This is a genomic window from Paenibacillus sp. FSL R5-0636, assembly GCF_037974255.1.
GTDB lineage: Bacteria > Bacillota > Bacilli > Paenibacillales > Paenibacillaceae > Paenibacillus_AQ > Paenibacillus_AQ odorifer.
Map to the genome: position 1 here is coordinate 4,646,363 of NZ_CP150232.1, position 23,488 is coordinate 4,669,850.

General features: G+C 45.3%; 19 protein-coding genes. 4 read left to right on the top strand and 15 right to left on the bottom strand.

Annotated features, from left to right (window positions below; all coding sequences use genetic code 11):
- Positions 1-202: 202 nt before the first annotated feature.
- The 8 genes from MKX34_RS21185 to MKX34_RS21220 all read right to left on the bottom strand — a co-directional run bounded on the left by MKX34_RS21185 (position 203) and on the right by MKX34_RS21220 (position 9,989).
- Positions 203-2,050 carry a fibronectin type III domain-containing protein gene (locus tag MKX34_RS21185; RefSeq protein WP_076100118.1) on the bottom strand — a complete coding sequence of 616 codons (1,848 nt, stop codon included), beginning with the start codon at positions 2,048-2,050 and terminating at the stop codon, positions 203-205.
- 324 nt (positions 2,051-2,374) lie between these two features.
- Positions 2,375-2,983 carry a 50S ribosomal protein L25 gene (locus MKX34_RS21190; protein WP_051491406.1) on the bottom strand — a complete coding sequence of 203 codons (609 nt, stop codon included), beginning with the start codon at positions 2,981-2,983 and terminating at the stop codon, positions 2,375-2,377.
- Between the two features lie 210 nt (positions 2,984-3,193).
- Positions 3,194-4,159: an oligopeptide/dipeptide ABC transporter ATP-binding protein gene (locus MKX34_RS21195; protein WP_036685744.1), complete on the bottom strand. Its 966-nt coding sequence runs from the start codon at positions 4,157-4,159 to the stop codon at positions 3,194-3,196.
- Positions 4,152-5,135: an ABC transporter ATP-binding protein gene (locus tag MKX34_RS21200; protein ID WP_036685742.1), complete on the bottom strand. Its 984-nt coding sequence runs from the start codon at positions 5,133-5,135 to the stop codon at positions 4,152-4,154. The genes MKX34_RS21195 and MKX34_RS21200 overlap by 8 nt, the downstream gene beginning before the upstream one ends.
- Before the next feature lie 11 nt (positions 5,136-5,146).
- Positions 5,147-6,070 (bottom strand): oligopeptide ABC transporter permease, encoded by a 924-nt coding sequence (gene opp4C, locus MKX34_RS21205; protein ID WP_036685740.1) that lies wholly within the window; start codon positions 6,068-6,070, stop codon positions 5,147-5,149.
- 16 nt (positions 6,071-6,086) lie between these two features.
- Positions 6,087-7,040, bottom strand: a complete 954-nt coding sequence (locus MKX34_RS21210; protein WP_036685739.1) for an ABC transporter permease — start codon at positions 7,038-7,040, stop codon at positions 6,087-6,089.
- A gap of 64 nt (positions 7,041-7,104) precedes the next feature.
- Positions 7,105-8,853, bottom strand: coding sequence for an ABC transporter substrate-binding protein (locus MKX34_RS21215; protein ID WP_076104470.1), 1,749 nt, complete (start codon positions 8,851-8,853; stop codon positions 7,105-7,107).
- 233 nt (positions 8,854-9,086) lie between these two features.
- Entirely contained in the window at positions 9,087-9,989 is a 903-nt protein-coding gene (locus MKX34_RS21220; protein ID WP_038572383.1) for a winged helix-turn-helix domain-containing protein, read from the bottom strand.
- A gap of 1,675 nt (positions 9,990-11,664) precedes the next feature.
- Here MKX34_RS21220 and MKX34_RS21225 point away from each other — a divergent pair.
- Positions 11,665-11,958 (top strand): GNAT family N-acetyltransferase, encoded by a 294-nt coding sequence (locus tag MKX34_RS21225; protein ID WP_076104469.1) that lies wholly within the window; start codon positions 11,665-11,667, stop codon positions 11,956-11,958.
- Positions 11,959-12,040: 82 nt separating this feature from the next.
- A complete protein-coding gene (locus MKX34_RS21230; protein WP_036685729.1) occupies positions 12,041-12,886 on the top strand; it encodes a GNAT family N-acetyltransferase in 846 nt (281 codons plus the stop codon).
- A 97-nt stretch (positions 12,887-12,983) separates the two neighbouring features.
- On the opposite strand, the gene MKX34_RS21235 is transcribed toward MKX34_RS21230, so the two are convergent.
- The 4 genes from MKX34_RS21235 to MKX34_RS21250 all read right to left on the bottom strand — a co-directional run bounded on the left by MKX34_RS21235 (position 12,984) and on the right by MKX34_RS21250 (position 15,658).
- Positions 12,984-13,739, bottom strand: a complete 756-nt coding sequence (locus tag MKX34_RS21235; RefSeq protein WP_143759022.1) for a hypothetical protein — start codon at positions 13,737-13,739, stop codon at positions 12,984-12,986.
- Positions 13,740-13,752: 13 nt separating this feature from the next.
- Entirely contained in the window at positions 13,753-14,205 is a 453-nt protein-coding gene (locus MKX34_RS21240; protein WP_076104467.1) for a flavodoxin, read from the bottom strand.
- A 171-nt stretch (positions 14,206-14,376) separates the two neighbouring features.
- Positions 14,377-14,742 carry a VOC family protein gene (locus MKX34_RS21245; RefSeq protein WP_076104466.1) on the bottom strand — a complete coding sequence of 122 codons (366 nt, stop codon included), beginning with the start codon at positions 14,740-14,742 and terminating at the stop codon, positions 14,377-14,379.
- An 85-nt stretch (positions 14,743-14,827) separates the two neighbouring features.
- Entirely contained in the window at positions 14,828-15,658 is an 831-nt protein-coding gene (locus MKX34_RS21250) for a helix-turn-helix domain-containing protein (protein ID WP_076104465.1), read from the bottom strand.
- Positions 15,659-15,889: 231 nt separating this feature from the next.
- On the opposite strand from MKX34_RS21250, the gene MKX34_RS21255 reads away from it, so the two are divergent.
- Entirely contained in the window at positions 15,890-16,753 is an 864-nt protein-coding gene (locus MKX34_RS21255; protein WP_036685718.1) for a class I SAM-dependent methyltransferase, read from the top strand.
- A gap of 3 nt (positions 16,754-16,756) precedes the next feature.
- Positions 16,757-17,503, top strand: a complete 747-nt coding sequence (locus MKX34_RS21260) for an RluA family pseudouridine synthase (protein ID WP_076104464.1) — start codon at positions 16,757-16,759, stop codon at positions 17,501-17,503.
- A gap of 678 nt (positions 17,504-18,181) precedes the next feature.
- Here MKX34_RS21260 and MKX34_RS21265 read toward each other — a convergent pair.
- The 3 genes from MKX34_RS21265 to parE all read right to left on the bottom strand — a co-directional run bounded on the left by MKX34_RS21265 (position 18,182) and on the right by parE (position 23,408).
- Entirely contained in the window at positions 18,182-18,613 is a 432-nt protein-coding gene (locus MKX34_RS21265; protein ID WP_036685713.1) for a MarR family transcriptional regulator, read from the bottom strand.
- Positions 18,614-18,805: 192 nt separating this feature from the next.
- Entirely contained in the window at positions 18,806-21,247 is a 2,442-nt protein-coding gene (gyrA, locus tag MKX34_RS21270; RefSeq protein ID WP_036685712.1) for a DNA gyrase subunit A, read from the bottom strand.
- Between the two features lie 178 nt (positions 21,248-21,425).
- Positions 21,426-23,408: a DNA topoisomerase IV subunit B gene (parE, locus tag MKX34_RS21275; RefSeq protein ID WP_036685709.1), complete on the bottom strand. Its 1,983-nt coding sequence runs from the start codon at positions 23,406-23,408 to the stop codon at positions 21,426-21,428.
- Positions 23,409-23,488 lie beyond the last annotated feature (80 nt).

Below are 23,488 nucleotides of genomic sequence, written 5' to 3' on the forward strand. Positions count from 1 at the left end.
TCATACCTACCTACGCTAGTGACCATCGAGTCCTAACGTCTCCCCCAAAGATTTTAAAGCATACCTTAAGAGCAGACCTCCGTCTTGAGAAGGATTTAACGGTTATTCACTATTTTTCCCACAAAAAAAGACTGCCCCCGCCGCTTATAAATGGCAGCATGGAACAGCCTTCTCTTAGAATGATTTTTACGAACTGCTAATCTTACTGAACAAAAGTATAATGTGCTGAATCATATTGCGGGCCGGATTTCTCATAAGTGAACCAGTACTCAATACTGCTGCCAGCGCTTAATCCACTCACCGTCTGCTTCCATGTTCCTGAGTTATTAGTCATCCGGTAATTAAGCTGGGAACCACCGCTAATCTTGTAATGTACATCTACATAAAGAGCACTGGTTACAGGTGTAATATAGATACTCGCCTCTGTAGCAGAAAGTCTCGTTACCCCTGCTGTAAAGTCAGCCGTCACATGATCACCGCCTCCGCTGCCTCCAGTGGAATTAGTAGTAACTGTTGCGGTATTACTAGCGGAGGATAAATTACCTGCTGCATCCGTAGCTTTTACTGTAAACGTATAGGCTGTGCTTGGAGTAAGTCCACTAACAGTAGCTGTAGTTCCCCCCACAGTGGACACCTGCTGTGTTCCGCGATAAACAATATAACCTGTAACGCCAACATTATCGGTAGAAGCGGACCAGGTTAAGCTAACTCCTGTATCCGTCTTACTGGTTACCGTTAGATTAGCGGGAGCGGTTGGCGCGGTTGTATCCCCAGTATTACCACCACCCGTCAAATATTGACCTGTGAATGGATTAAACCGGTGCAGGGACATTATTAACCAGCCTGTGCTGGAAACACAGTTTTGCTGCGCCATCACCCAATAACTGTTGCTGGACCCTTTCAGCGAGTAGGGAATACCCCCGAGCGAAGCACCGCTTGTGCCTTGTTTTTTAATAATCTCTGTATTAATGGCGTCTGCCTTTGAGGCATTGCCTTGCAGATAATAAGCGAGTGACATGAATGCGCTTCCTTCAAACCATACGTCAGCACCCGTATTGCCAATTTGATTTCCGTTATCGTCATACGCCGGCAATACTTCGTCTGTCCAGTCAAAATCGTATCCGGTGAGCGTATTCCCAGCATCATTGTAAGTAAGCGTCTGCTTGTAACGCGGATTTGCTAGTGTTCCCGGGGTGCCGGAGGCATTTTCCACATAGGTTAAGCTTGCGCCGTAGTTATGGGCCCCGGATACGCCTAAAGCTAACACTCCCCAAGGGTTCACGTCTAAAGGTATTTTGGGGTCGATCAGATTTGTATCGTTTTTCCAGCCCCCCTTGAAACGTTTGACAGTGTCATCCCACACATAATTATCCAGGAAGGTTTTGACTCCAGAAGCCGCACTGTTATAAGTGGCTGCCTTTGAGGAATCCACCGAAGCATAATACTGCAATACCCGGTAAATATCGATATTGTGCTCGGTTGAGCTCCAAGGCTCATCGGAATTACTCCAACCACTCCATCCTCCTGCAATACTGCCATTAGCCTTTTTATACTGTAAACTCCAATCGAGTGCTTTAAGTGCCATCGGACGATACCGTGTATCATTATATTGCTTCTCATAAGCCATAGCAGCCATTGCCATCCATACAACGGGTCCCACATGTTTACGGATTTCTTCTCCGAAGCCGTTGTTATACCAATAAGAATTCAGCCAGAAGCCGGAAGGATCTTGAATGTCCCGCATTTTGTTCAAAACCTGCTCTGCCCGCGTCCGTTCACCCTTTACAATAAAGGCGATAGCTGCAACCGCTTGATCATACGTGTATACAATCTGTTTGGGGTTGTTTGGTCCCCAGAAATCTTCAAAGCTATCTACCAGTCCCTCAAAAGCATACCCCGCTGTTGCATCCTGCTGGGCTTTCAACCAGATTAAAGCACGATTTGAAGCGTCACTTGCAGCATCTGCATTCGCTTTTCCACCAAAGGGTAGAGCTACCCCAAGCACCAGCAAACTTGTCATTAAGATCGAAAACAGCTTCCTCATCTTCATAACTTTCCTCCTCTTAATCATGATGAACTAGGCAATGAGAGTTCTTTGAAGCATAAAAACTAAAGCGTTTTCAAACAGCAACAACAGGGACTTTTGAATATTTCACCATGGTAATTGTCCTCATTTTCAGGCTTAGAAACCCGTTCGTCAACGATTTTATGTAAATTTTTAACTAAATGAGGCGAAACAACCAAAATTGCCATTTGAGAAACCATACGAAAGACCAGCATATTTTTTATGAATTCATATTTATGAAGGCAAAACAAAAAGAGCAGACAGCTCCTTTATAAGGATTCTATCTGCTCTTTACTATTTATCTCTATACTATTCTGCTTTATCTTCGCCAGCAGTTTCAGCTGCAGCGGGTTCAGCAGTATCTTCTTCTGTTGGCTCTTGCGCTGCTGGAGGTGAAATACGGACAATCAAAGTGTCCTCAGGCGTTAATACTTCCCAGCCTTCATGCTTCGGCAAATCAGATACCAGCAATTGATCACCAATATCTAGTCCACTGATATCCACTTCAAAGGATGCAGCTATTTTATCTGGAAGTGTGCGAATATCCAGCTCATGCAATTCAATTTGTTGCACGCCGCCGCTCTTCACACCTACTGGTTCACCTGTAAAGTGGAACGCTACTTTTGTATCCAATTTGGCCTTCATATCAATCTGCTGAAAATCAATGTGCAGCAGTTGTTTAGAGATTGGCTGACGTTGGATTTCTTGAATAACCACGTTCTTTTTGCCCGAGTCTGGCAATTCCAAAGTAAGAACAGCCCGTGGGTTGCTGGCTAAAATACCTGAAATTGTCTTAGCATCCGCTGTAAAGGACTGGCTATCTGAACCTGCACCGTACACGACTACCGGTACAAAGCCTTTTCTGCGCTGTGAAGAAGTCGAGCCGGATCTTTCTGTCAAACGTACTGTTGTATTCACGATGATTCCTCCTAAGTAGGGATTTTATACTAGACCGATTAGATATGTACGCCTAACCTAACCACTCTCTAATTACCCCATTGACCTGGCTTTGAAACCTCTCAAGACTTTTGAGCCTAGGTAAAAATAAGGTCAAATTGTATTATTATACAATTCAACATTAATTATTCATGACTTAGGAGTAAATCATTACTATATTTGTGACAACTATTAAACTAAATGACAAGCTACAAAATGGTTACTGCCAACATCACGAAATACCGGGATTTCAGATCTGCAAACCTCTTGCGCAAAGGGACAACGGGTATGGAATTTACAGCCAGAAGGCGGGTTTACCGGACTCGGAATATCTCCCTTAAGTACAATTCTTTCCCTTTTCAGCTTTGGAATAGGAATCGGAACAGCCGACAGCAGCGCTTTGGTATACGGGTGGAGCGGATTCTTAAACAGTTCATCTCTTGAAGCCGTCTCCATCATAGAGCCCAGATACATGACACCGATTCTTGAACACAAATGCTCCACAACACTCAGGTCATGGGAGATAAACAAATACGTTAACCCTCGACTCTGCTGGAGCTTACTAAATAAATTAATAATCTGTGCTTGGATGGAAACATCCAGTGCTGAAACTGGTTCGTCTGCAATGATCAGCTCAGGATTCAAAACAAGCGCACGGGCGATCCCGATCCGCTGCCGCTGCCCCCCGGAGAATTCATGCGGAAAGCGATCAATATGATAAGAAGATAAACCGCAAGCTGCTAGCGCTTCAAGCACCAGATCTCGCACCTCGGACCTTGAGCATAAACCATGATCCAGTAAAGCTTCACCAATGGCATCTCCTATACGAACCCGTGGGTTAAGAGAGCTATAAGGATCTTGAAAGATCAACTGCATTTGGGGTCTAATATTGCGCAATTCAGCGGGAGACAGGGAGTGAATGTCTATCCCTTTGAATTTGATCTCACCTGCCGTTTTATCCGTTAGCCGTAAAATCGTCCGTCCGACTGTACTTTTGCCGCTCCCAGATTCCCCTACAAGCCCAAACGTCTCCCCAGGTTGAAGGGTAATGCTAATATCGTCAACAGCCTTTACATGCCCAACGGTTCGGTTAAGGAGCCCCTTAGTAACAGGGAAATATTTCTTTAAATGATTGACCTCAAGCAGTGCCTCAGGCATGAACAACCGCCTCCTCATACAACCAGCAAGCTACCTTTTGTCTGCTGGCCACCTCTTTAAGCCGGGGCTGCTGGCTGACACATACAGGCATGCAATGCTCACAGCGGTCATGAAAATAACAAGAGGGCACCAGCTCAAGCGGATTTGGCACTTGACCTGGTATGGAATACAGCTCATCCTGTCGCTGATTGATTACCGGCTTCGATTTGAGCAGCCCTTTTGTATAGGGATGTTTGGGGTTGTTGAACAATTCAACAACCTCCCCCTCCTCCACAATCTTTCCGGAATACATAACAATCACATAATCGGCCATCTCTGCCACTACGCCAAGATCATGGGTGATTAGTAGAATGGACATGCCCGAGCTATCTTTAATTTCACGCAGCATATCCAGAATTTGCGCTTGAATCGTTACATCCAGCGCCGTAGTCGGTTCATCAGCAATCAAAAGTTTTGGACTGCAGGCAATGGCAATAGCAATCATGATCCGCTGCAGCATACCTCCACTTAATTCATGCGGGTAACTATCAGCAATTTGCTCTGGTCGTGATATGCCTACCTGCTTAATCAGTTCAATCGCCCGGATACGCGCCTGTTTCTTGTTCATCTTCAGATGTACAATCAGCGGCTCCATGATTTGCTCACCGATCTTGATTACAGGATTAAGGGAGGACATGGGCTCCTGAAAGATCATCGCGATCTCATTCCCGCGGATGGTTCGCAGTGTGTTTTTGTCCATTTTCAACAAATCTTCACCCTGAAAATCAATTTTCCCTTGGGCTACCTTGCCCCCTGGTTCCTCGACAAGTCCCATGATGGACATCGCAGTCACGCTTTTGCCGCAGCCTGATTCTCCAACGATACATACCGTCTCTCCCTCGCGAACACGGAAGCTTACATCATCAACGGCTTTCACTTTTCCTTCTTCCGTGAAGAAGTATGTACTTAGACCGTCTATATTCATTAAATCACTCATCTGAGGGTCACCTACCTCTTCTGTTTAGGATCAAGCACGTCCCGGAGTCCGTCACCAAAGATATTGATCGCGATCACTGTCGCAAAAATCGATAACCCTGGTGGAATCCACAGCCACGGCCGATCCTGAAAGTCGATCATATTATTCGCAGCATCAATCATATTGCCCCAGGTTGGAGTTGGCGGCATAACACCTAGCCCAAAAAAGCTAAGAACCGATTCACTCAATATAGCGCCACCGATGTTAAGGGTAGCCATAACGATCAGCAACGGAACGATATTCGGCAGCAAATGATTAAATAATTTACGCCGATCACGGAGGCCTAATACTACCGCCGCCTGCATAAACTCACGTTCTCGCAGACTAAGCATTTGACCCCGTACCATACGTGCCATACCCGGCCAGCTCACAATACTAAGCATCAGCATAACGATATACATCCGATAATCCGTTGGAATCTTCCACTCCGATAATAACGCACCAAAAATAAAGAGCAGTGGCAGACTCGGGACCGTCAATAAAAGATCCGCAATCCGCATAATGATTTGATCGGCAATACCGCGGTAATACCCAGCAATAGCCCCCAAAAGAGCACCGATAAACACCGAAAGAACCATTGATGCTAGTCCTACGGTCAGTGAAATGCGCCCCGCCTGCATTACCCGGGTCAGAATATCTCTGCCCAATGCATCAGTGCCCAGCCAATGCTTCATATTGGGTGCCTTGTTCATCATAGCCATATTAATTTTGTTATCCGTATAAGGTGAGAACAGCGGACCAATAAAACAAAGCGCAAACATAAAGATCACCACCACAAATCCGGATACCGCCAGCTTGTTCTTCAGCAACCTCCGCATGGATTGCCGGAATAAAGAGGATTTTCCTTTGGTGGTCTGCGGCTTCGCGATCCCAGCTACATTACTTTGAACTGCCACGTCAGCTTCCTCCTCTCTATAGCCGAACTCTAGGATCGGCAATCCGGTACAAAACATCCGAAAGCAACGTTCCTATGACGGTAAGTATGGCAATAAACATCGTAAAGCCCATCAGCAAAGGATAATCCCTTAGTCCGAAGGACTGCATATACAGTTGGCCAATCCCAGGCCAATTGAATATTTTCTCAATAATAAGTGATCCGCCAAATAGTGCTGGAAGCTCAAAACCAACCAGTGTAATTGCGGGCAGCAAGGCATTACGTAAGGCGTGTGTAAAGAGCACCTTGCGTTCTTTTAGGCCTTTGGCGCGTGCCGTACGGATATAATCCTGTTTTAAGACATCAATCATATTGCTGCGGAAATAACGGGTGAGCGAACCTAATCCCAGAAGGGTCATAACTACAACCGGAAGGGTCATATGCATTACGATCTCCTTAAAGTAAGCCAAACCCGTAGCATTACTACCCGTGGTGATTATTCCACCTGGAGGCAGCCACTTGAGATCGACGGCCAGGATTTTGATCAGGAATAAGCCTATAAAAAATGACGGCAGCGACATTGCTGCAAATATAGCGATCATCACGAGTGTATCGAACCAGGAATATTGCTTATAGGCAGAGATGACGCCAATAATGACCGCAATCACCCACGTTAGAAACGTAGATACGGCAGCCAGCAAAAAGGAATTCCAAATATAATCATTAAAAAGCTGCAGCACAGGCTTTTGTTGGGCTAAGGAATACCCGAAATCACCATGCAGCGCATTCTTCATCCAGATCCCATACCGTTCAAGCACAGGCTTGTTTAAGCCGTAGATTTCACGAAGCTCAGCTTTGCGTTCAGCGGTCAATTTAATATTTCCGGTTATGAAATCACCGGGAGTTGAAGCATACAGACAGAAGATCAATAATGATGCCGCAAATAAGATGATGACCATGTACAACAGTCTTTTCGATAAATAAGCGCTCATGACAGACTCCTTATGATTCGTCCCCTGCCCTTGAATCCAGTCAGGGCAGGGGACACTGGTTTATTTATTTCAGGCTCCAAGTTGGCAGACTGCCAGCAAGACCGATGAACGGGCTGACCGATAGATTCTCAATACGTCCGTTATAGGCGTATACCGTCTTTTTGTAACTTGTGAAAATAATAGGCAGTTCATCATTGAAAAGCTGATACAGCTCTTTATATACCGCTTTGCGTGCCTCAATATCAGTAGTGGCCAAGGCTTTGTTGTACAGCTCTAGGAATTTCGGATTGTCATAATCCGTGATTTCTCCATCGAAGAATTGCATGAACCCGTCAGACGGATCAGTCAACATGCTTGTGGAGAAGGATACGAGATCGTAGTCCCCACCTTCTACTTTCGATACCAGTGAGTTAAAGTCTGCGAAAACCTCAGGCTGGAATTCGATACCCAGCGCTTCAAAATTCTCTTTAGCTACAGCGATGAAAATATCTGTGTTTTTGCTCTTCGAACCGAGGTAATGGATGCTCAGCGGTTTGCCATCTTTTTCACGGATCCCCCCCGCGCCTACCGTCCAGCCAGCTTCATCGAGCAATTGTTTTGCTTTTTCCGGATCATATTTGTAAGGATTAATACCTTCCTCAGTGTAAGACCAGGAAATCGGCGATGCCGGGATGTTGGCAATAGAACCTGCACCTTGTGCTGCATCCACATAAATACTCTGACGATCCAAACCGTACACAATAGCTTGACGTACAAGCTTATCCTTGAGCTGCTCATGCTTGAGGTTAACTTGCAAGTAACCATAGGTACTTGGAGTGTATGGAATAATATTCACAAAACCAAGTGCTTTCAGCTTCTCGATATTCTCGTCTGTCGCACTAAAGGAAGCGTAGTCCACTTCACCAGTTTCTACGAACTGCCATACGTCGCCTTCCGTAGTTTTGTAGATGAAATGCTCCGTCTTTGGTTTACCTTTGAAATAATTCTCATTCGCTACAAAACGCACTTCTTGACCTGGAATAAATTTCTCCAGCTTGTAAGGTCCATCGCCAAGTGGCTTCTCATGCAGCTTTTTAATGTATTCAAGATTTCCAATTTTATAGTCCTTGCCATAGTAAGCTTTCGATAGTACATTCGAGCCGAGCTGTACCAGCGCTGTTGCGTTTGGTTGCTCAAGGGTTGCTGAGATCGTCTGTGGATCAATTACTTTAATGCCCTCAACTGTAGGGGATGTACCTTCCTTATAGGCTTTGCCGCCTTTAACATTTAGCGATGGAAGCTGGGAGCTACCGTCATACGATTTGTCGTATTGGATCGTCCATGTAAATGCCACATCATCCGCTGTTAACGGTGAACCGTCGCTGAATTTCAAATCTTTTCTCAAGTGGAACGTGTATGTAAGCTGATCATCTGAAACATCCCAGCTCTCCGCAAGCTCCGGCGTTGGAACACCTTTGTCATCAACAGTTACGAGAGAAGCGTATAGCAGTAAAGAGACATTGCCATCATAACCACTTTGTTGAAAATAAGGAGTGAACGCTCCGCTTGGGTCCGTAAGCCCGACGATAATGGTATCTGTACGTTTCTGGGCCACCGCTGGAAGTTTGGATAAATCCGTGGCAGTAAAAGGTTCGCTTAGAGCACCCGCAGGAACAATCTCTGGTGCAGTGGTTGCTTCCACGTTGGTTGAATTGGAGCCTGCAGCCGCATTGTTTGCGGATGAGGATTCGTTATTACTGTTGTTAGCGCAAGCAGAAAGTAACAGTGACCCCGTAAGCAGTAATGAAGTGATTACAATCGCATTTTTTCTCATGTACCTATCTCCCTTTTCTCTCTGATAGAATAATAACTATAATTCCTACCCGTTAAGTATGAATAACATCTGATGTTCATTATAGAAAGGTTTTCGAGTTCTGTAAAGAGAGAACTTCAAAAAAATTCTCCATAAACAGAATTAGGCGATAATTAAAACAAATAAAAAAGCCAAAACCCCTCTCTGCATAAGAGAAGCCCTGGCTTTCAGACGGTTATTTTTTTTCAAAATCATTATTTCAAATACTCGAATAGCTGCTCATTCATCCGATGAATACCTTCAAGACGCAGACTGTATCCGGTGACATTCTCTCCTTCAATATAGGCATGAAGCAAACCTGCACAACGAAGATTAAAAATATGATCATGCACAATCCCCTTCGAGATCCCCGCATGCTTAACAATTTCGGTAAACGTCTTACGGCCATCACTAAGGGCTTGGAGGATTTTTAGCCGGCTTTTTTCACTCAGACTACGGATCGCTCTGTACATAAAAGGGGAGATTTCCTCATTCTCCATCGATATCCACGCCGCATAATGGCAGATCGTTAATTCCCCATAGCAATAGATAATATTAGCAGGCTGAAAATGATACTGTGGAATCAGTACGAGCTTCTTAAGCCCATCCGTAGGCATGAAGTAAAATCCGTTGGTCGTCTTGTTCACGAAATCCGCAGTGTCCAGTTCATTAAGCTCCGTGTTCTTCGAATCCGCATGCTGCTGCAGTTTGCTCAAAATCGCAGGATTGCATTGGCTAAAGTACTGGCGGTTCCACTCGGAAAGTAAAAATACTACGCGGTTACGGTAATCCTCCATATGGCTTGGAAATACCTTTACATATTTTGATAAGGTCTCATATAACTCACCAACCGATAACCGTTCAATCCAGTTCAACACACTGTCTACATCATCCTTAAATGGACAACAGTAAATGAGCAGATTCAACATTTTCCACTCATTGTTTAGTTCGGTTTCTTTCAGACGGGATAACAGCTCTTCACTGAGCGTGCTTTCAATTTCATTAGCCCACGCTACCCCTAAATCAATCTTCTTATAGGATTTTTTGCAGAGATAAGTATGTAAGCTGTTCAACAATTCATAAATCGATCCAAATTCAACCTCAACCTTGTATTCCACAATGATTCCTCCTGCTAGCGGTTCTTTTCAGTAGTGAGATATTCTCTTAATCTTATTGTATTATCCTGAGAATACGCAAGCTACTCTATAAACGGGAGTGTATAAAAATTCATTAGCTGCTGTTTCAGCACCGAATTTTCTGCATTTCACGTTGATTTAGCTGTCATTTCCGCGAGCGTGGGCGCTATCGGACACAGCTGAGCTTGTGCTAATAGCGTCTGCCGTAGGCTTCAGCGCGAGTTCAGGACTCTGCGCTATCGGACACAGTTGACCTTATTCTAATAGCGTCTGCTCGATCCGCAGGCTTCAGCGGAAGATCAGGACTCTACGCTATCGGACTCAGTTGACCTTGTGCTAATAGCGTCTGCTGGGTCCGCAGGCTTCAGCGGGAGATCAGGACTCAGCTCTATCGGACTCAGTTGACCTAATTCGCAGTATTATCTCCTTTTCAGCATGCTATCGGACTCCATAGGCACTATGGGCATTAAAAATACCTATTTCGTGCCTATTCCAAAGGAATAGCTGCTCTGGTGTCCGAAAATTTACTCAAACGGCTAAATATGTGCAAATAGCGTCTGCTGGGTCCGAAAGCATCAGTGGGAAATTAGAACTCTGGTCCGAAAGGTTCTACGGAGGATTAGGATCCTACGCTATCGGAAACCTATCGGACACGTTGACCTTATTCGCAGTATTATCCTTTTTTTGCGTGCTATCGGACTCCATGGGTGCTATTGGCATAAAAAACACCTATTTCGTACCTATTCCAAAGGATTAGCTGCTATGATGTCCGAAAATTTACTCAAAAGACTAAAAATGTGCAAATAGCGTCAGCTGGGTCCGAAAGCATCAGTGAGGAATTAGGATTCTGGTCCGTAAGCTTCTGCGGAGAATTAGTATCCTACGCTATCGGACACAGTTGACGTTATTCGCAGTATTATCCCATTTTTTGTGTGCAATCGGACTCCATAGGCGCTATTGACACTATAAATGCCTATTTCGTGCCTATTCATAAGGAATAGCTGCACTGGGGTCCGAAACTTTGCTCAAACGGCTAAATATGTGCAAATAGCGTCTGCTGGGTCCGAAAGCATCAGTGAGGAATTAGGATTCTGGTCCGTAAGCTTCTGCGGAGAATTAGGATCCTACGCTATCGGACACAGTTGACGTTATTCGCAGTATTATCCCATTTTTTGTGTGCGATCGGACTCCATAGGCGCTATGGGCATTAAAAATGCCTATTTCGTGCCTATTCATAAGGAATAGCTGCACTGGGGTCCGAAAATTTACTTAAATTACTAAAAATGTGCAAATAGCTTCAAATGGGTCCGTTAGATTCCGCGGAGGAATAGGACAACCAAGGGTTCGGGGTTACGGGGTTACGGGGTTCTGGCATTTCGGGGTTCCGGGGGTTCCCAGCGTTCCCAGCGTTCCCAGCGTTCCCAGCGTTCCCAGTTTTCAGCTTACCAAAACAAATACTCGAGGTTAGTTAACTCTCACTTGCTATATTCTGCTTGACCAAGTTGCCCACATGAACAAAAAATACAGCGCAGCGATCCACGGGTAACAAGGAAAGCAACATTCAGCCCGAAGAACAATCAATCTGGTTCGTTCCTCGCTTTTTGCAATTCATGGTAGTAAAATATAGGCAATAACTAATTAGGAGTGAAGCCATAAGATGCAAATTCAAAATGAAAACGGACGTTTTTTTGTTGCTAATGACGGTAAGGACCTTGCCGAAATCACATACAGTTTGGATAAAGAAACCGGGGAATTGGTCATTGACCACACTCGTGTCTCCGAAGAACTGCGCGGGCAAGGTACTGGACAAAAGCTTGTACGTGCTGTTGTGGACAAGGCTCGGAATGAGAATTTAAAAATTGTACCCGTGTGCTCCTATGCTGCGCATCAATTTGAGAAGCACCCGGAGTACAAAGACGTGCTGAGCGGGAATACTGGCGGGAGAGCTTAAAACCTGCTCCCGTTTCCGCGAAGCTTTTTTAGTAACTATGCGAACTTATAATAGTTCAAATACACTTTAGGGGGAAACGGGTTTGACGACTGCCGACACTTTTAAGAATATTGAGGAATTGCAACAACGCTGTGAGCAATATGAAGGAATCTCATTAAAACTGAATTGGGATATGCTCCGCCAGCCATCAAGCGCAGGTGATACGGAATGGCTTGTGACTTATGAGGACGAATTACTGGTCGGTTTCTTGGGACTCTATGGTTTTGGAAGCGATATGGAGGTCTGTGGCATGGTTCGGCCAGGCTACCGTCGACGCGGAATCTTCACCTCTCTGTGGAACCGAGCACAAACCATAATCAAACGCAATAAAGTCTCTACTCTTCTTCTAAATGCACCCGCCGCTTCTTCATCTGGAACTGCTTTCCTGCAAACCTTGCCTCTACAGTTCAATCACGCTGAATATCAAATGAAATGGGATGGCAATTCCATGGTTTCTTCTGATGTTAGCTCAGCGACAGGGACTGTGGTCTTACGGCCAGCTCGTGAAGAAGAGGCACACATTCTGGTCGAACTGGATTGTGGAGGTTTTGATATGAAGACAGAAGATGCTGCCGAGCAGTATGAGTTGCACAAACAGGAAGGTATGCAAGAGAATATTATGATCGAGATGGATGGCAGGCCTGTTGGGAAAATGCGAGTGTGGACTGAAGATAATGAATCTTGGATCTATGGATTTACAGTCGACAAAAAGCTACGTGGGCTTGGCATTGGCCGCAGCGCCCTTCTTCAGACCATCGAACGAGAGCGCCAAAATTATAATGGTGTAAATCTGGAGGTCGCACTGGATAATCCCAATGCACTTAAGCTGTATGAGAGCTGCGGCTTTGTCATTCAGAATAAACAGGATTATTACCGATTTATCGGCTAATCCCCCGACCTAACTCTTGAGATTTTAATAAAGCAGTAACAATAAGACCTCCTTACTTGCTGGTGTTCTAACCTGCAGATAAGGAGGTCTATATTTATTATAGTAAATAATTCGCTTCGCCTCTCTCATTTCTACGATCGCTGCAGCTTAAGGAACCGTCAGCTAACACTTCACGCTCAAGAAATACGGATAACAAACGAACATAATCCAGTGACTCCATAAGCGAGATTGCCTCTCCAGCAAAGCAGTATTTACGTCCATCCAGCAGCGAGAAAACTTCCACGGTCTCCGCTGGCTCACCATAAGCATGATGGCAAAAAACATTGGCCATATGCATAAATCCAGTGATGATATCCTCATTGCCATTAACCATAAACTTCTGAATGTTCACGCTTCGGCCACTTAGTGAAGAGTTCCAAGCCAGTTGCGTAATCATCGATAACTCCAAATTCAACGCTGGAACTGGGACATGCCACTGTTCATATAACATCACTGGAATCTCCTGTAGATGATTGCTTGAAACGATACGCATAAGCTCATCAGCTACACTCGTTTTGATATCCCAATATTGCAAAAGGGAGGGAAAAGCATCTCCCCTAGGAGGCCACCGTCGCTCTAACAGAAATTGTATAGGTGTCTCTCTCCGCACTTCCGGCAGCAGACTATAGAAGTCATTAAGCGTATGCCCCACAGCATATTGAACCTGCTGGCGCCAACGTGGGAGACCCGTCGCTTGAGCTCCGCTAGCTAAATTCTCAGTCCCGCCCAGCATAATATGCTCCATGCGATAATCGTGCAGCCGTTTATACGGAGGGGTATGTACAGCCCTTACTTTGTTAAACCAACTTCCCACTGGCCCCCCCATCTTAGGTTACCGCCATACAGGCTTCGATGAATTGACGTCCGAATTGACGGCAGGCTTCTTTTTCTACAGCATTAGGGCCATACTCAATCTTTAGGCTATCTTGCAAAATGACTGCTCCACGCTCCTTTAACTTCTCCTCGATAACATCCACTGCCCCACAATAAATGGCGTAGCCTGTATCCCCACTACCAAAAACTGCTGACTTCATGGCAGTCAAATCAAGTTCATCCATCTCCTCATAGAAATCAAGAGATTCATCCGGCAACTCTCCGTCTCCCCAAGTATATGCCCCTAGCAGAACGCCTTCATATGATTTTATCTCAATCGCATTACATTCAGTGACCGACTTCAAAACAGCCTCACCGCCTGCTTGGCGTATTCCTTCTACAATCAATTCAGCCATTTCTTCAGTGTTGCCAGTTAAACTAGCATATGCCACAAGCACTTTAGCCATAAACTCCTGTTCCTCCCCTACTAACACCTTAAATTTAAATCATATACGCTTCACCTCATTCTATTTGATAATGATTATCATTGTCAATAAATAAAGTTAAAAAAACGCAAACTCCCCGTTATTACACACGGTTGAAGTTTGCGCTCCGTCTCATTTTTCTTAAAAAGAAGCTTAATAAGCACCTTCCAGCAAGGTTATGTGATTCCCATCAGGATCACGAAAATTCATTTCTTTACCCCCATATTCCATCGTAACAGGTGGCTGACAATCCAGTCCCTTAGCTTTCAACTGCTCGTATGTCTCATCAAGATTATCACAGCCGAATACTAAATTAACAAAACCTGTCGTAAGATTTTCCCACTTTGCAGCATCCCAAATAATAATTCCCGGCTGTTTCTTGTCAAAACCAAGCTTTGCCCCGTCGAAATTACCGTAACCTTCGAAAGGCATAGGAATTCCTAGTACCTCCGTATAAAATTTAGCTGACGCCGCAGTATCTTTAGTGTAAATGTTAGTCCCTTCAAAAGACGAAATCATAACTTGTCCCCTCTCATTTTCATAATATGTCTCATTTCTTACATGGGTTTAGTCTAACAAGGTTAACACGCTTTGTATTGCAAAATTACGACATTCTTCGGCCTGCATAGACCAAGGCTTCAAGTGGGGTTCTTCCAGCATATTTTTTGAAATTATTGATAAAATGGGACTGGTGACTGTAACCATACGCGAAAATAAGATCCTGCATATTCTTTGTCTGCCCAGGTAAATGACACATCTCCCGCCATACATTCTGAAACCGCACGAGATCTGCTGTTTTTTTGGGCGATACACCTATATATTCTTGAAAAAGCCGTTCAAGTTGTCGTCTGCTTAAATTAGAACTGGTCTCCAAATCCTCAGCGGTCACAATCCCTTTTTGTTTAACCATAGTATAGACTGCATTCATCATCCGATCGTTAGTCCGCCCTCTACGCTCAAGACGACGAAGCAGATAGGCTTCAGCGGCTGCAATCCTTTCGTCCATCGAGTTTACTTTCTCCAATAGATGACCAAGCTCTTTTTTAAAAGTGCCAAAATATTGTTCTACATCGACATGTGCATTCAAGACATTCCGCAGATGATCATCTGCAAAAAAATGAACTGCCCAGAAATGAAATCGGATCCCAAAGGTTGAACTCCCCCCTGGCTTTCTGTCTGAAGAGACTTCAAATGGAGTGTCATTGATGCCGGAGAAAAAAGTATTTGTATTGCCTGATACCCTATCCAAATCCCAAATAATATCCATGCAGGTGTCCGGAATTATTGTCTCCGTCTCAGGTTGTTGTATAGACTCCACATCTACAGAACCCCAAAAACAGCGAATAAACGGCTGCAAGGCATGGCTGGGCAGAAACTCACTAGTGTGGTTGGGTTTTGCAGTTATAGGGAAATACAGCGGTGAGAGATTGAACATAGCTTTAGTTCTCCGATCGTAAATAGGGTAAGGATTCTACTATATGATCATACACAATCAAGTCTTGCGGCACCAGTTGAATAGCCGCATAAGCATGGAAATATTATACACCTCATTAGCATTGGACAAAATGATTGGTGAAGCTGGCTGAGGCGTAATTTGTTTGTAGCAATCAGGTGAAATGTTGTACAATAAAGGCTAAATGAATTTTTTTGAAGGATGGATTAAATCATGTATATAGCGAGCGATTGGAAAGACTATGAAGTAATTGATACAGGCGGTGGAGAAAAGCTCGAACGCTGGGGCGATATTATCTTGCGTCGTCCTGATCCACAGATTATTTGGCCTCTAAATAATGAGACCGCTAAATGGCGTGATGTGCACGGACATTATCACCGTTCCTCCGCTGGTGGCGGACAATGGGAAATGAAAAAAACCATTCCGGACGATTGGAAGATTAGCTATGGTAAATTAAAATTCCACTTACGTCCTACAAACTTCAAGCATACAGGACTATTCCCTGAACAAGCAGCCAACTGGAGCTGGATGATGGACAAGATTGCAGCGGCTAACCGTCCAATCTCAGTGCTGAATCTTTTTGCTTACACAGGTGGAGCTACTGTGGCAGCGGCGAGTGCCGGTGCGTCTGTCGTTCACGTGGATGCAGCCAAAGGTATGGTGCAGTGGGCGAAAGAAAACGTTCAACTGTCTGGTCTTGGAGAACGTCCAGTCCGCTTTATCACGGATGATGTATTCAAGTTCGTACAACGTGAACAACGCCGCGGAAGTAAATATGATGCGATTATTATGGACCCTCCTTCTTACGGAAGAGGACCTGGTGGAGAAATGTGGAAGCTTGAATCAAGCTTGTACCCTTTCCTTGAGAGCTGTATGGAGATTATGAGCGACAACCCTTTGTTCATGCTCATTAATTCCTACACCACTGGTATTTCTCCAACTGTACTGCGCAACATGTTGTCCATGACCATGGGCAAACGTTATGGCGGAAAGCTTACCTCCGGCGAAATCGGTCTTCCGATCACCTCCTCCGGCATGAACCTGCCATGTGGTATCCTGGGTCGCTGGGAGGCGTAAGCCATGACACAGCATAGTTCCGGCAACAATGAGGCTGTAAGCGGCGGATCACAACGCTTTGAAGTGTTGTACGAAGACAACCATCTTCTGGGGATTGTAAAACCCGTGAATATTCCTGTTCAGGAGGATGCAACAGGCGATCCTGACCTGCTGAACCTGCTGAAAGAAGATGTGAAGGAACGTTTCAACAAACCCGGCAACGTCTATATAGGTCTGGTCCACCGTTTGGACCGACCGGTTGGGGGAGCAATGATTTTTGCCAAGACTTCAAAAGCGGCTTCAAGACTATCCGAGAGTGTCCGTACTCACGGTTTTCATAAGGTGTATTTAACAGTCGTGCATGGTAAACCGCCAGCCACTCGTGGCCGTCTTACAGATACGCTGCTTAAAGACGCAAAGAGTAACACCGTCACCGTGGTTCGAAAAGGAACTCCCGGCAGCAAGGAAGCAATTCTGGATTACACAGTGCTTGACAGTGCAGAAGGATACAGCCTGCTTAAGATTGATTTACTTACAGGGCGTTCCCACCAAATTCGGGTGCAACTAAGTTCGATCGGCTGCCCATTATACGGTGATCAGAAGTACGGGGCTTCAGTGAACAAACCGGGGCAACAAATTGCGTTATGGTCAGCACTTGTAGGATTCCCTCACCCTGTTACTAAAGAAGAAGTGGAACTCATCTCTCTGCCCCCACAAACCCATCCTTGGGATCTGTGGCCGCGGGAAACACTAAAAAAAGGGCTGTTCTAAAGCAGCCGTTTCTAGGCATTGAAACGATCCCTGTTATTTAAAAACGAGGCAGTGATTCTCCGGTTAGTGGAGAATCACTGCCTCGTTTTTGGTTCTGCGTCTGCTACTTGAACAGACTATGGGAAGAGGGTCCACGCACGCTGAAGTGTTCTTCCTAGCTCCGCAGGATATGCTTAGTCCGATTATTCCAGCCGGGCATTGAATATCCCTTTGAGATTAAACATCCTTTCGAGATTAAACATCATTTTGAGATTAAACATCTCTTCTACCTTCCAACCTGAACTTAGCTAACGGTCAACCGCTCTGTTTAGCAGTGGATCAGCGGTGGGTCAGTAGTGGAACAGCAGTGGTTCAGCAGTGGTTCAGCAGTGGATCCTAGATGGAATCTGAAATGAAAAGTAAGATAACTGCATTCTATACACTTATTCCGAATAAAAAAGCAGTAGATCGGATTTTAAGTGTACTTTTTACAATTAAAAATCAGGGAAACTGCAAAAAGAGAAGTAAATCAAGAAAATAGTTGTATAAAATACAGTTATATTTCATCAATCGAGTAATTAGCAAATAATAGCTGTACAAAATACAACTAAAGCATCTAGATGCCTCTAATTGCTCTAAAACACTCTAAATGCTTCTACATACTCTAAATGCACTAGTGATACAGCAAAGCTATTTGCTTCAAGGTGTAGAACCCTCCGGTGTAGTTGTAACAACCATTTTGCCCATTAAGTAGAGCAGTAACTGTTGGTTATGAGAGGAGATCGGATCAAGCGCTTCCGCAAAAAAATCACTGCGGATCTTTAGACCACGTGCAGTTTCTTCCTTTCCAGTCTCCGTTATGCTCACCCATACAATCCGCCGGTCCGAAGCATCTCTTTCCCGCACAATAAGCTCATGCTTCTCCATCCGATCAAGTAACATCGTAACCGCTGCAGGACTGGTCGCCAAATGTGGAGCCAGATCAGAAGGCTTCATGGCGTCGCGTTCCTGAAGCAGTTCAAGTACAGTAAGTTGGGCATCCGTCAGCGTTGGAGCAAGATTACTGTCCATATGTAATTTATAATCTTTTAAAATCTTATGCCAAATTTTACTGAATTCAGAAGCATGCACACTTATTCCTTCCTTTCCTCGCGGTTCTATCCGGTATATCTACATTTTCGCGAAACAACTTCCATTTCCTGCAAAAGAAGAAAAAATAAATCTGCCGGACCTTCAGCATAAAAAAATAAAAAACGACGCTTAGTCAACCCTCCAAAAGAGCGGACTAAACGCCGTTATAAAATCACTTGTTAATCGCTAGTTTTAATGAACCGATGGGAAAAGATTTATGATCTCATCCTTTTTCTCCACAGCTACAATCTGTTTGCCTGTAGAACGACGCTCGCCCAGCGGCGCTGATTCAGAGGAGAACGTATGGTGGGCATTCTCACGAGTAACGGCATTCAGTTCTAATGGCTCCTTGCAATAGAAAGCCCCTGCTAACCTGCTGCCATTTGGACGTATTCGTTTGCCTTCCTTGAATTCGAAGGTTGGCATTCCTTTGCCACCACGGCTTTGTGATGGATAATCCACAAGTAATGAACGTTTCGCATAACCAATATCAGAAATAGCAAGGATTTCGCCTTCATCTTCGCTGACCCAGAAGCAGGAAATCACCTCGTCGCCCTCGCGCAGCTGAATTCCTCTTACACCAGATGCAACGCGACCCATAGGGTTAACCTCATTCTCATGGAATCGGATACTCATTCCCTCACGGGTAACCAGCACAATGTCCTTGTCATTCGTACTGGAAGCCACTGTAATGATCTCATCACCCTCGGCTACCTTACAGGCCGCTACAGCTCCAGAACGGCTTGTAGAGTATTCCTTGAGCTCTGTACGCTTCACCTGACCCCGACGGGTGACGAACACAAGACTTTGCTGCGGATCATCTAGATTATTAACCGGAATCACACTAACGATTCCATCTCCTTTAGACAATCCAATGACATTCACAATCGCTGTACCAGGCTCTTTCCATTTAAACTCCGGAATCTGGTGCACAGGAAGCAAGAAGTATTGCCCCTTGCGGGTAAATACCAGCAGACTGTCACGGGTATTCACATCCAGCAGCCTGACGATATGGTCACCTTCTTTGACGCCTGAGGTATGACGCTCCCCACCTGAACGGGTGAAGGAAAGCATACCAGTCCGCTTAATATAACCATCTGCTGAAAGAGCAACTAGCACATCCTCCGCGTTGACCAGAGCTTCAAGGCTAACCTTGAGCTCCTCTACTTCGCCTTGGATCAGAGAACGGCGATCAATGCCGTATTTGTCGCGAATCTCCAGCAGTTCCTTACGGATTACAGAAACTAGCTTTTTGTCGCTTTCCAAAATGCCGCGCAGATGTGTAATCTTTGCCATCATTTCATCTAACTCTTTCTGGAGTGAAGTGATCTCCAGATTGGTCAGACGATACAATTGCAAAGTAAGGATCGAATCGGCTTGGCGTTCACTGAAGCCGAACATCCATACGAGATTGTTCTGAGCATCCTGACGGTTTTTCGATGCTTTGATCGCAGCGATAACCTCATCCAGAATGTTCAGTGCTTTAACTAAGCCCTCTAAGACATGAGCACGGTCTTCTGCGCGTTCCAGATCGAACTGGGTGCGATGAGTCACAACTTCACGCTGATGCGCGATATAAGCTTCCAGGATGGCTTTTAGACCAAGCTGCTGAGGCGCTTTGTTAACAATAGCAACCATATTGAAGTTATAGGTAATTTGAAGATCGGTTTTTTTGAGCAGATAGGCCAACACGCCTTGAGCATCAGCCTCTTTTTTGAGTTCGACTACAATCCGCAATCCCTCACGGCCGCTCTCATCACGAACCTCGGCAATGCCATCGATCTTTTTCTCCAGCCGAATATTCTCCATGGAAGTAACCAGCCGTGATTTTACAATCTGGAATGGAACTTCCGTAATCACGATTTGCTGCTTGCCGCCCCGCATATTCTCAATCTCTGTCTTGGAGCGCAGGTAAATACGCCCTTTACCTGTGCGGTAAGCATCCATGATGCCGTCTCCGCCCATGATCGTGCCGCCTGTAGGGAAATCCGGACCTTTCATAAAGGTCATAATTTCTTCCAGCTCAATATTTGGCTTCTGCATCACTGCGATACAAGCGTCAATTACTTCACGCAGATTATGTGGCGGAATTTCAGTAGCAAAACCCGCAGAAATCCCACTCGTGCCATTTACGAGCAGATTCGGATACCGGGAAGGAACCACAACAGGCTCTTTGGCGGTATTGTCAAAGTTATCTTTAAACAAGACGGTCCGCTTCTCGATATCACGCATCATCTCCATTGCAATGGGAGACAGCCGTGCTTCTGTATAACGCATTGCCGCAGCTGGGTCATCGTCCATGGAGCCCCAGTTGCCGTGACCGTCAACTAGCACATGCCCCATCTTCCAAGGCTGTGCCATACGTACCATACCATCGTAAATAGAGGAGTCACCATGTGGATGGTAATTACCCATTACATCTCCGACGGTTTTGGCTGACTTGCGGTATGGCTTGTCAGGTGTGTTGCCGGAGTCGTACATCGCGTAAAGAATCCGGCGCTGCACGGGTTTAAGTCCATCACGGACATCGGGGATTGCCCGGTCCTGAATAATATATTTGGAATACCGACCAAAGCGGTCACCGACGACCTCTTCCAGAAATGCCGGCAAAAATTGTTCTGATAAACTACTCACTTTGCTCACCTTCTGTTCCTCAAACTGCCCGTTTTAAAATAGTGTGGTGATTCTCGGGTACTTCAGGGATTTTTGGAATTCCGGGCACTATCGCTCCTACAGTTCCAAAAATCCCCTAGGTCCCATAAATCACCAAACTCTTAGAAAATCGGGATTATCGTCACTTGCAGCACTGACATTACTCTACAATTTCGGTGAAATCGACATTTTCAACAATCCAGCGTTTACGTGGATCGACTTTGTCACCCATAAGTGTTGAAACACGGCGCTCCGCCTTAGCGGCATCCTCAATCTGTACCTGAAGCAGCGTACGCGACTCTGGATTCATCGTTGTCTCCCACAGCTGATCGGGGTTCATCTCACCCAACCCTTTATAACGCTGAAGCTCGAAGTTTTTGCCGAATTCCTTCAAGTAATTTTGCAGCTCTTCATCACTCCAGGCATACCTTACGGTCTCCAGCTTACCCGTTTTGCGGGTCAACTTATAAAGTGGAGGCTGAGCGATAAAGACCTTGCCTGCATCTAATAAAGGCTTCATATAACGATAGAAAAATGTCAGCAGCAGCACCTGAATATGCGCTCCATCGGTATCGGCATCGGTCATAATGATAATTTTGGAATAATTGCTGTCTTCGACAGTGAAATCCGGACCAATTCCAGCACCTATCGTAGAAATAATTGCTTTATACTCGTCGTTCTTCAGGATGTCCAGCAGCTTAGCCTTCTCCGGATTCATCGGTTTACCTTTTAGCGGCAATATCGCTTGAATCTTAGAGTCACGGCCTTGCTTAGCCGAACCACCCGCGGAATCACCTTCCACGATGAACAGCTCCGTACGTGTAACGTCCTTTGATTGTGCAGGAGACAGCTTACCGCCAAGATTCGAGCTTTCGCTGCGTTTCTTGCCTGTGCGGATCTCATCGCGGGCTTTACGTGCCGCTTCCCGGGCTTTCGACGCTTGAATCGATTTCTTCAGCAGGCTCTGCGCAACTTGTGGATTTTCTTCCAAGAAACGCGCCATATTTTCAGAAACAATATAATCTACTGCACTACGGGCGGAAGCACTGCCAAGCTGATCCTTCGTCTGTCCAACAAATTCAACCTCGGACATTTTTACACTGATGACAGCCATCATGCCTTCCCGCAGATCATTACCTTCCAGGTTTTTATCCTTTTCTTTAAGCAATTGCGTGCGGCGGGCATATTCATTTAATACACGAGTGTACGCAGTTTTAAAGCCGGTCTCATGTGTGCCCCCGCTGCGAGTTGGAATGGAGTTTACGAAGGAAGCCAAGGTTTCTGTGTAGCCTCCGTTGTATTGAAGAGCTACTTCTACCTCGATATCATCCTTTTCTGCACTGAAATGAATAACATCATGGAGAACATCCTTACCTTCGTTGAGGAACTGCACAAATTGACTGGCTCCACCTTCATAAAAGAATTCATCCTGACGGTTGCTCCGCTCATCTTGCAGTGTAATACGCAGACCGGAATTCAGAAAAGCAATCTCCTGAACCCGCTCTGCCAGCGTGTCATAATTCAGAGCAATTCCATTTGGGAAGACACGAATATCTGGCTTGAAAGTAATTTTCGAACCAGTTTTATTGGTGTTACCCAAGATTTCAAGACCAGTTACAGGTTCGCCGACATGCTCTTTGCCCTTCTTGTCCACCCAGTACTCAAACCGCTGACGATGGATTTTGCCCTCACGATAAATTTCTACTTCGAGCCATTCAGACAAAGCGTTTGTGACAGAAGCCCCTACGCCATGCAAACCGCCTGATTTTTTATAACCCGATCCACCAAACTTACCGCCCGCATGCAAAATTGTAAATACAACTTGCGGTGTAGGTACCCCTGTCTTATGCATTCCAGTCGGGATCCCCCGTCCATTATCGCTAACGGTTACCGAGCCATCCTTGCGAAGCAGTATGTCAATCTTTGTACAATACTTGGCTAAATGCTCATCTACGGCATTATCTACGATTTCCCATACTAAATGATGTAGTCCTGAAGAACTCGTACTGCCGATATACATGCCAGGTCGTTTGCGTACTGCAACCAGACCCTCGAGCACTTGAATGTCGTCAGCATCGTATCCAGTACGGCCATTCTCGCCGTTATTAGAAACTTCAGCAAACATATCGATCTGTTCGAGCATTCATGCTCCTCCTTCTTTTCTCTATACTAAGAAGAAACGGCTTGGCCGTCCTTTTTGTTAAGAACGGTATCCGTTACTGC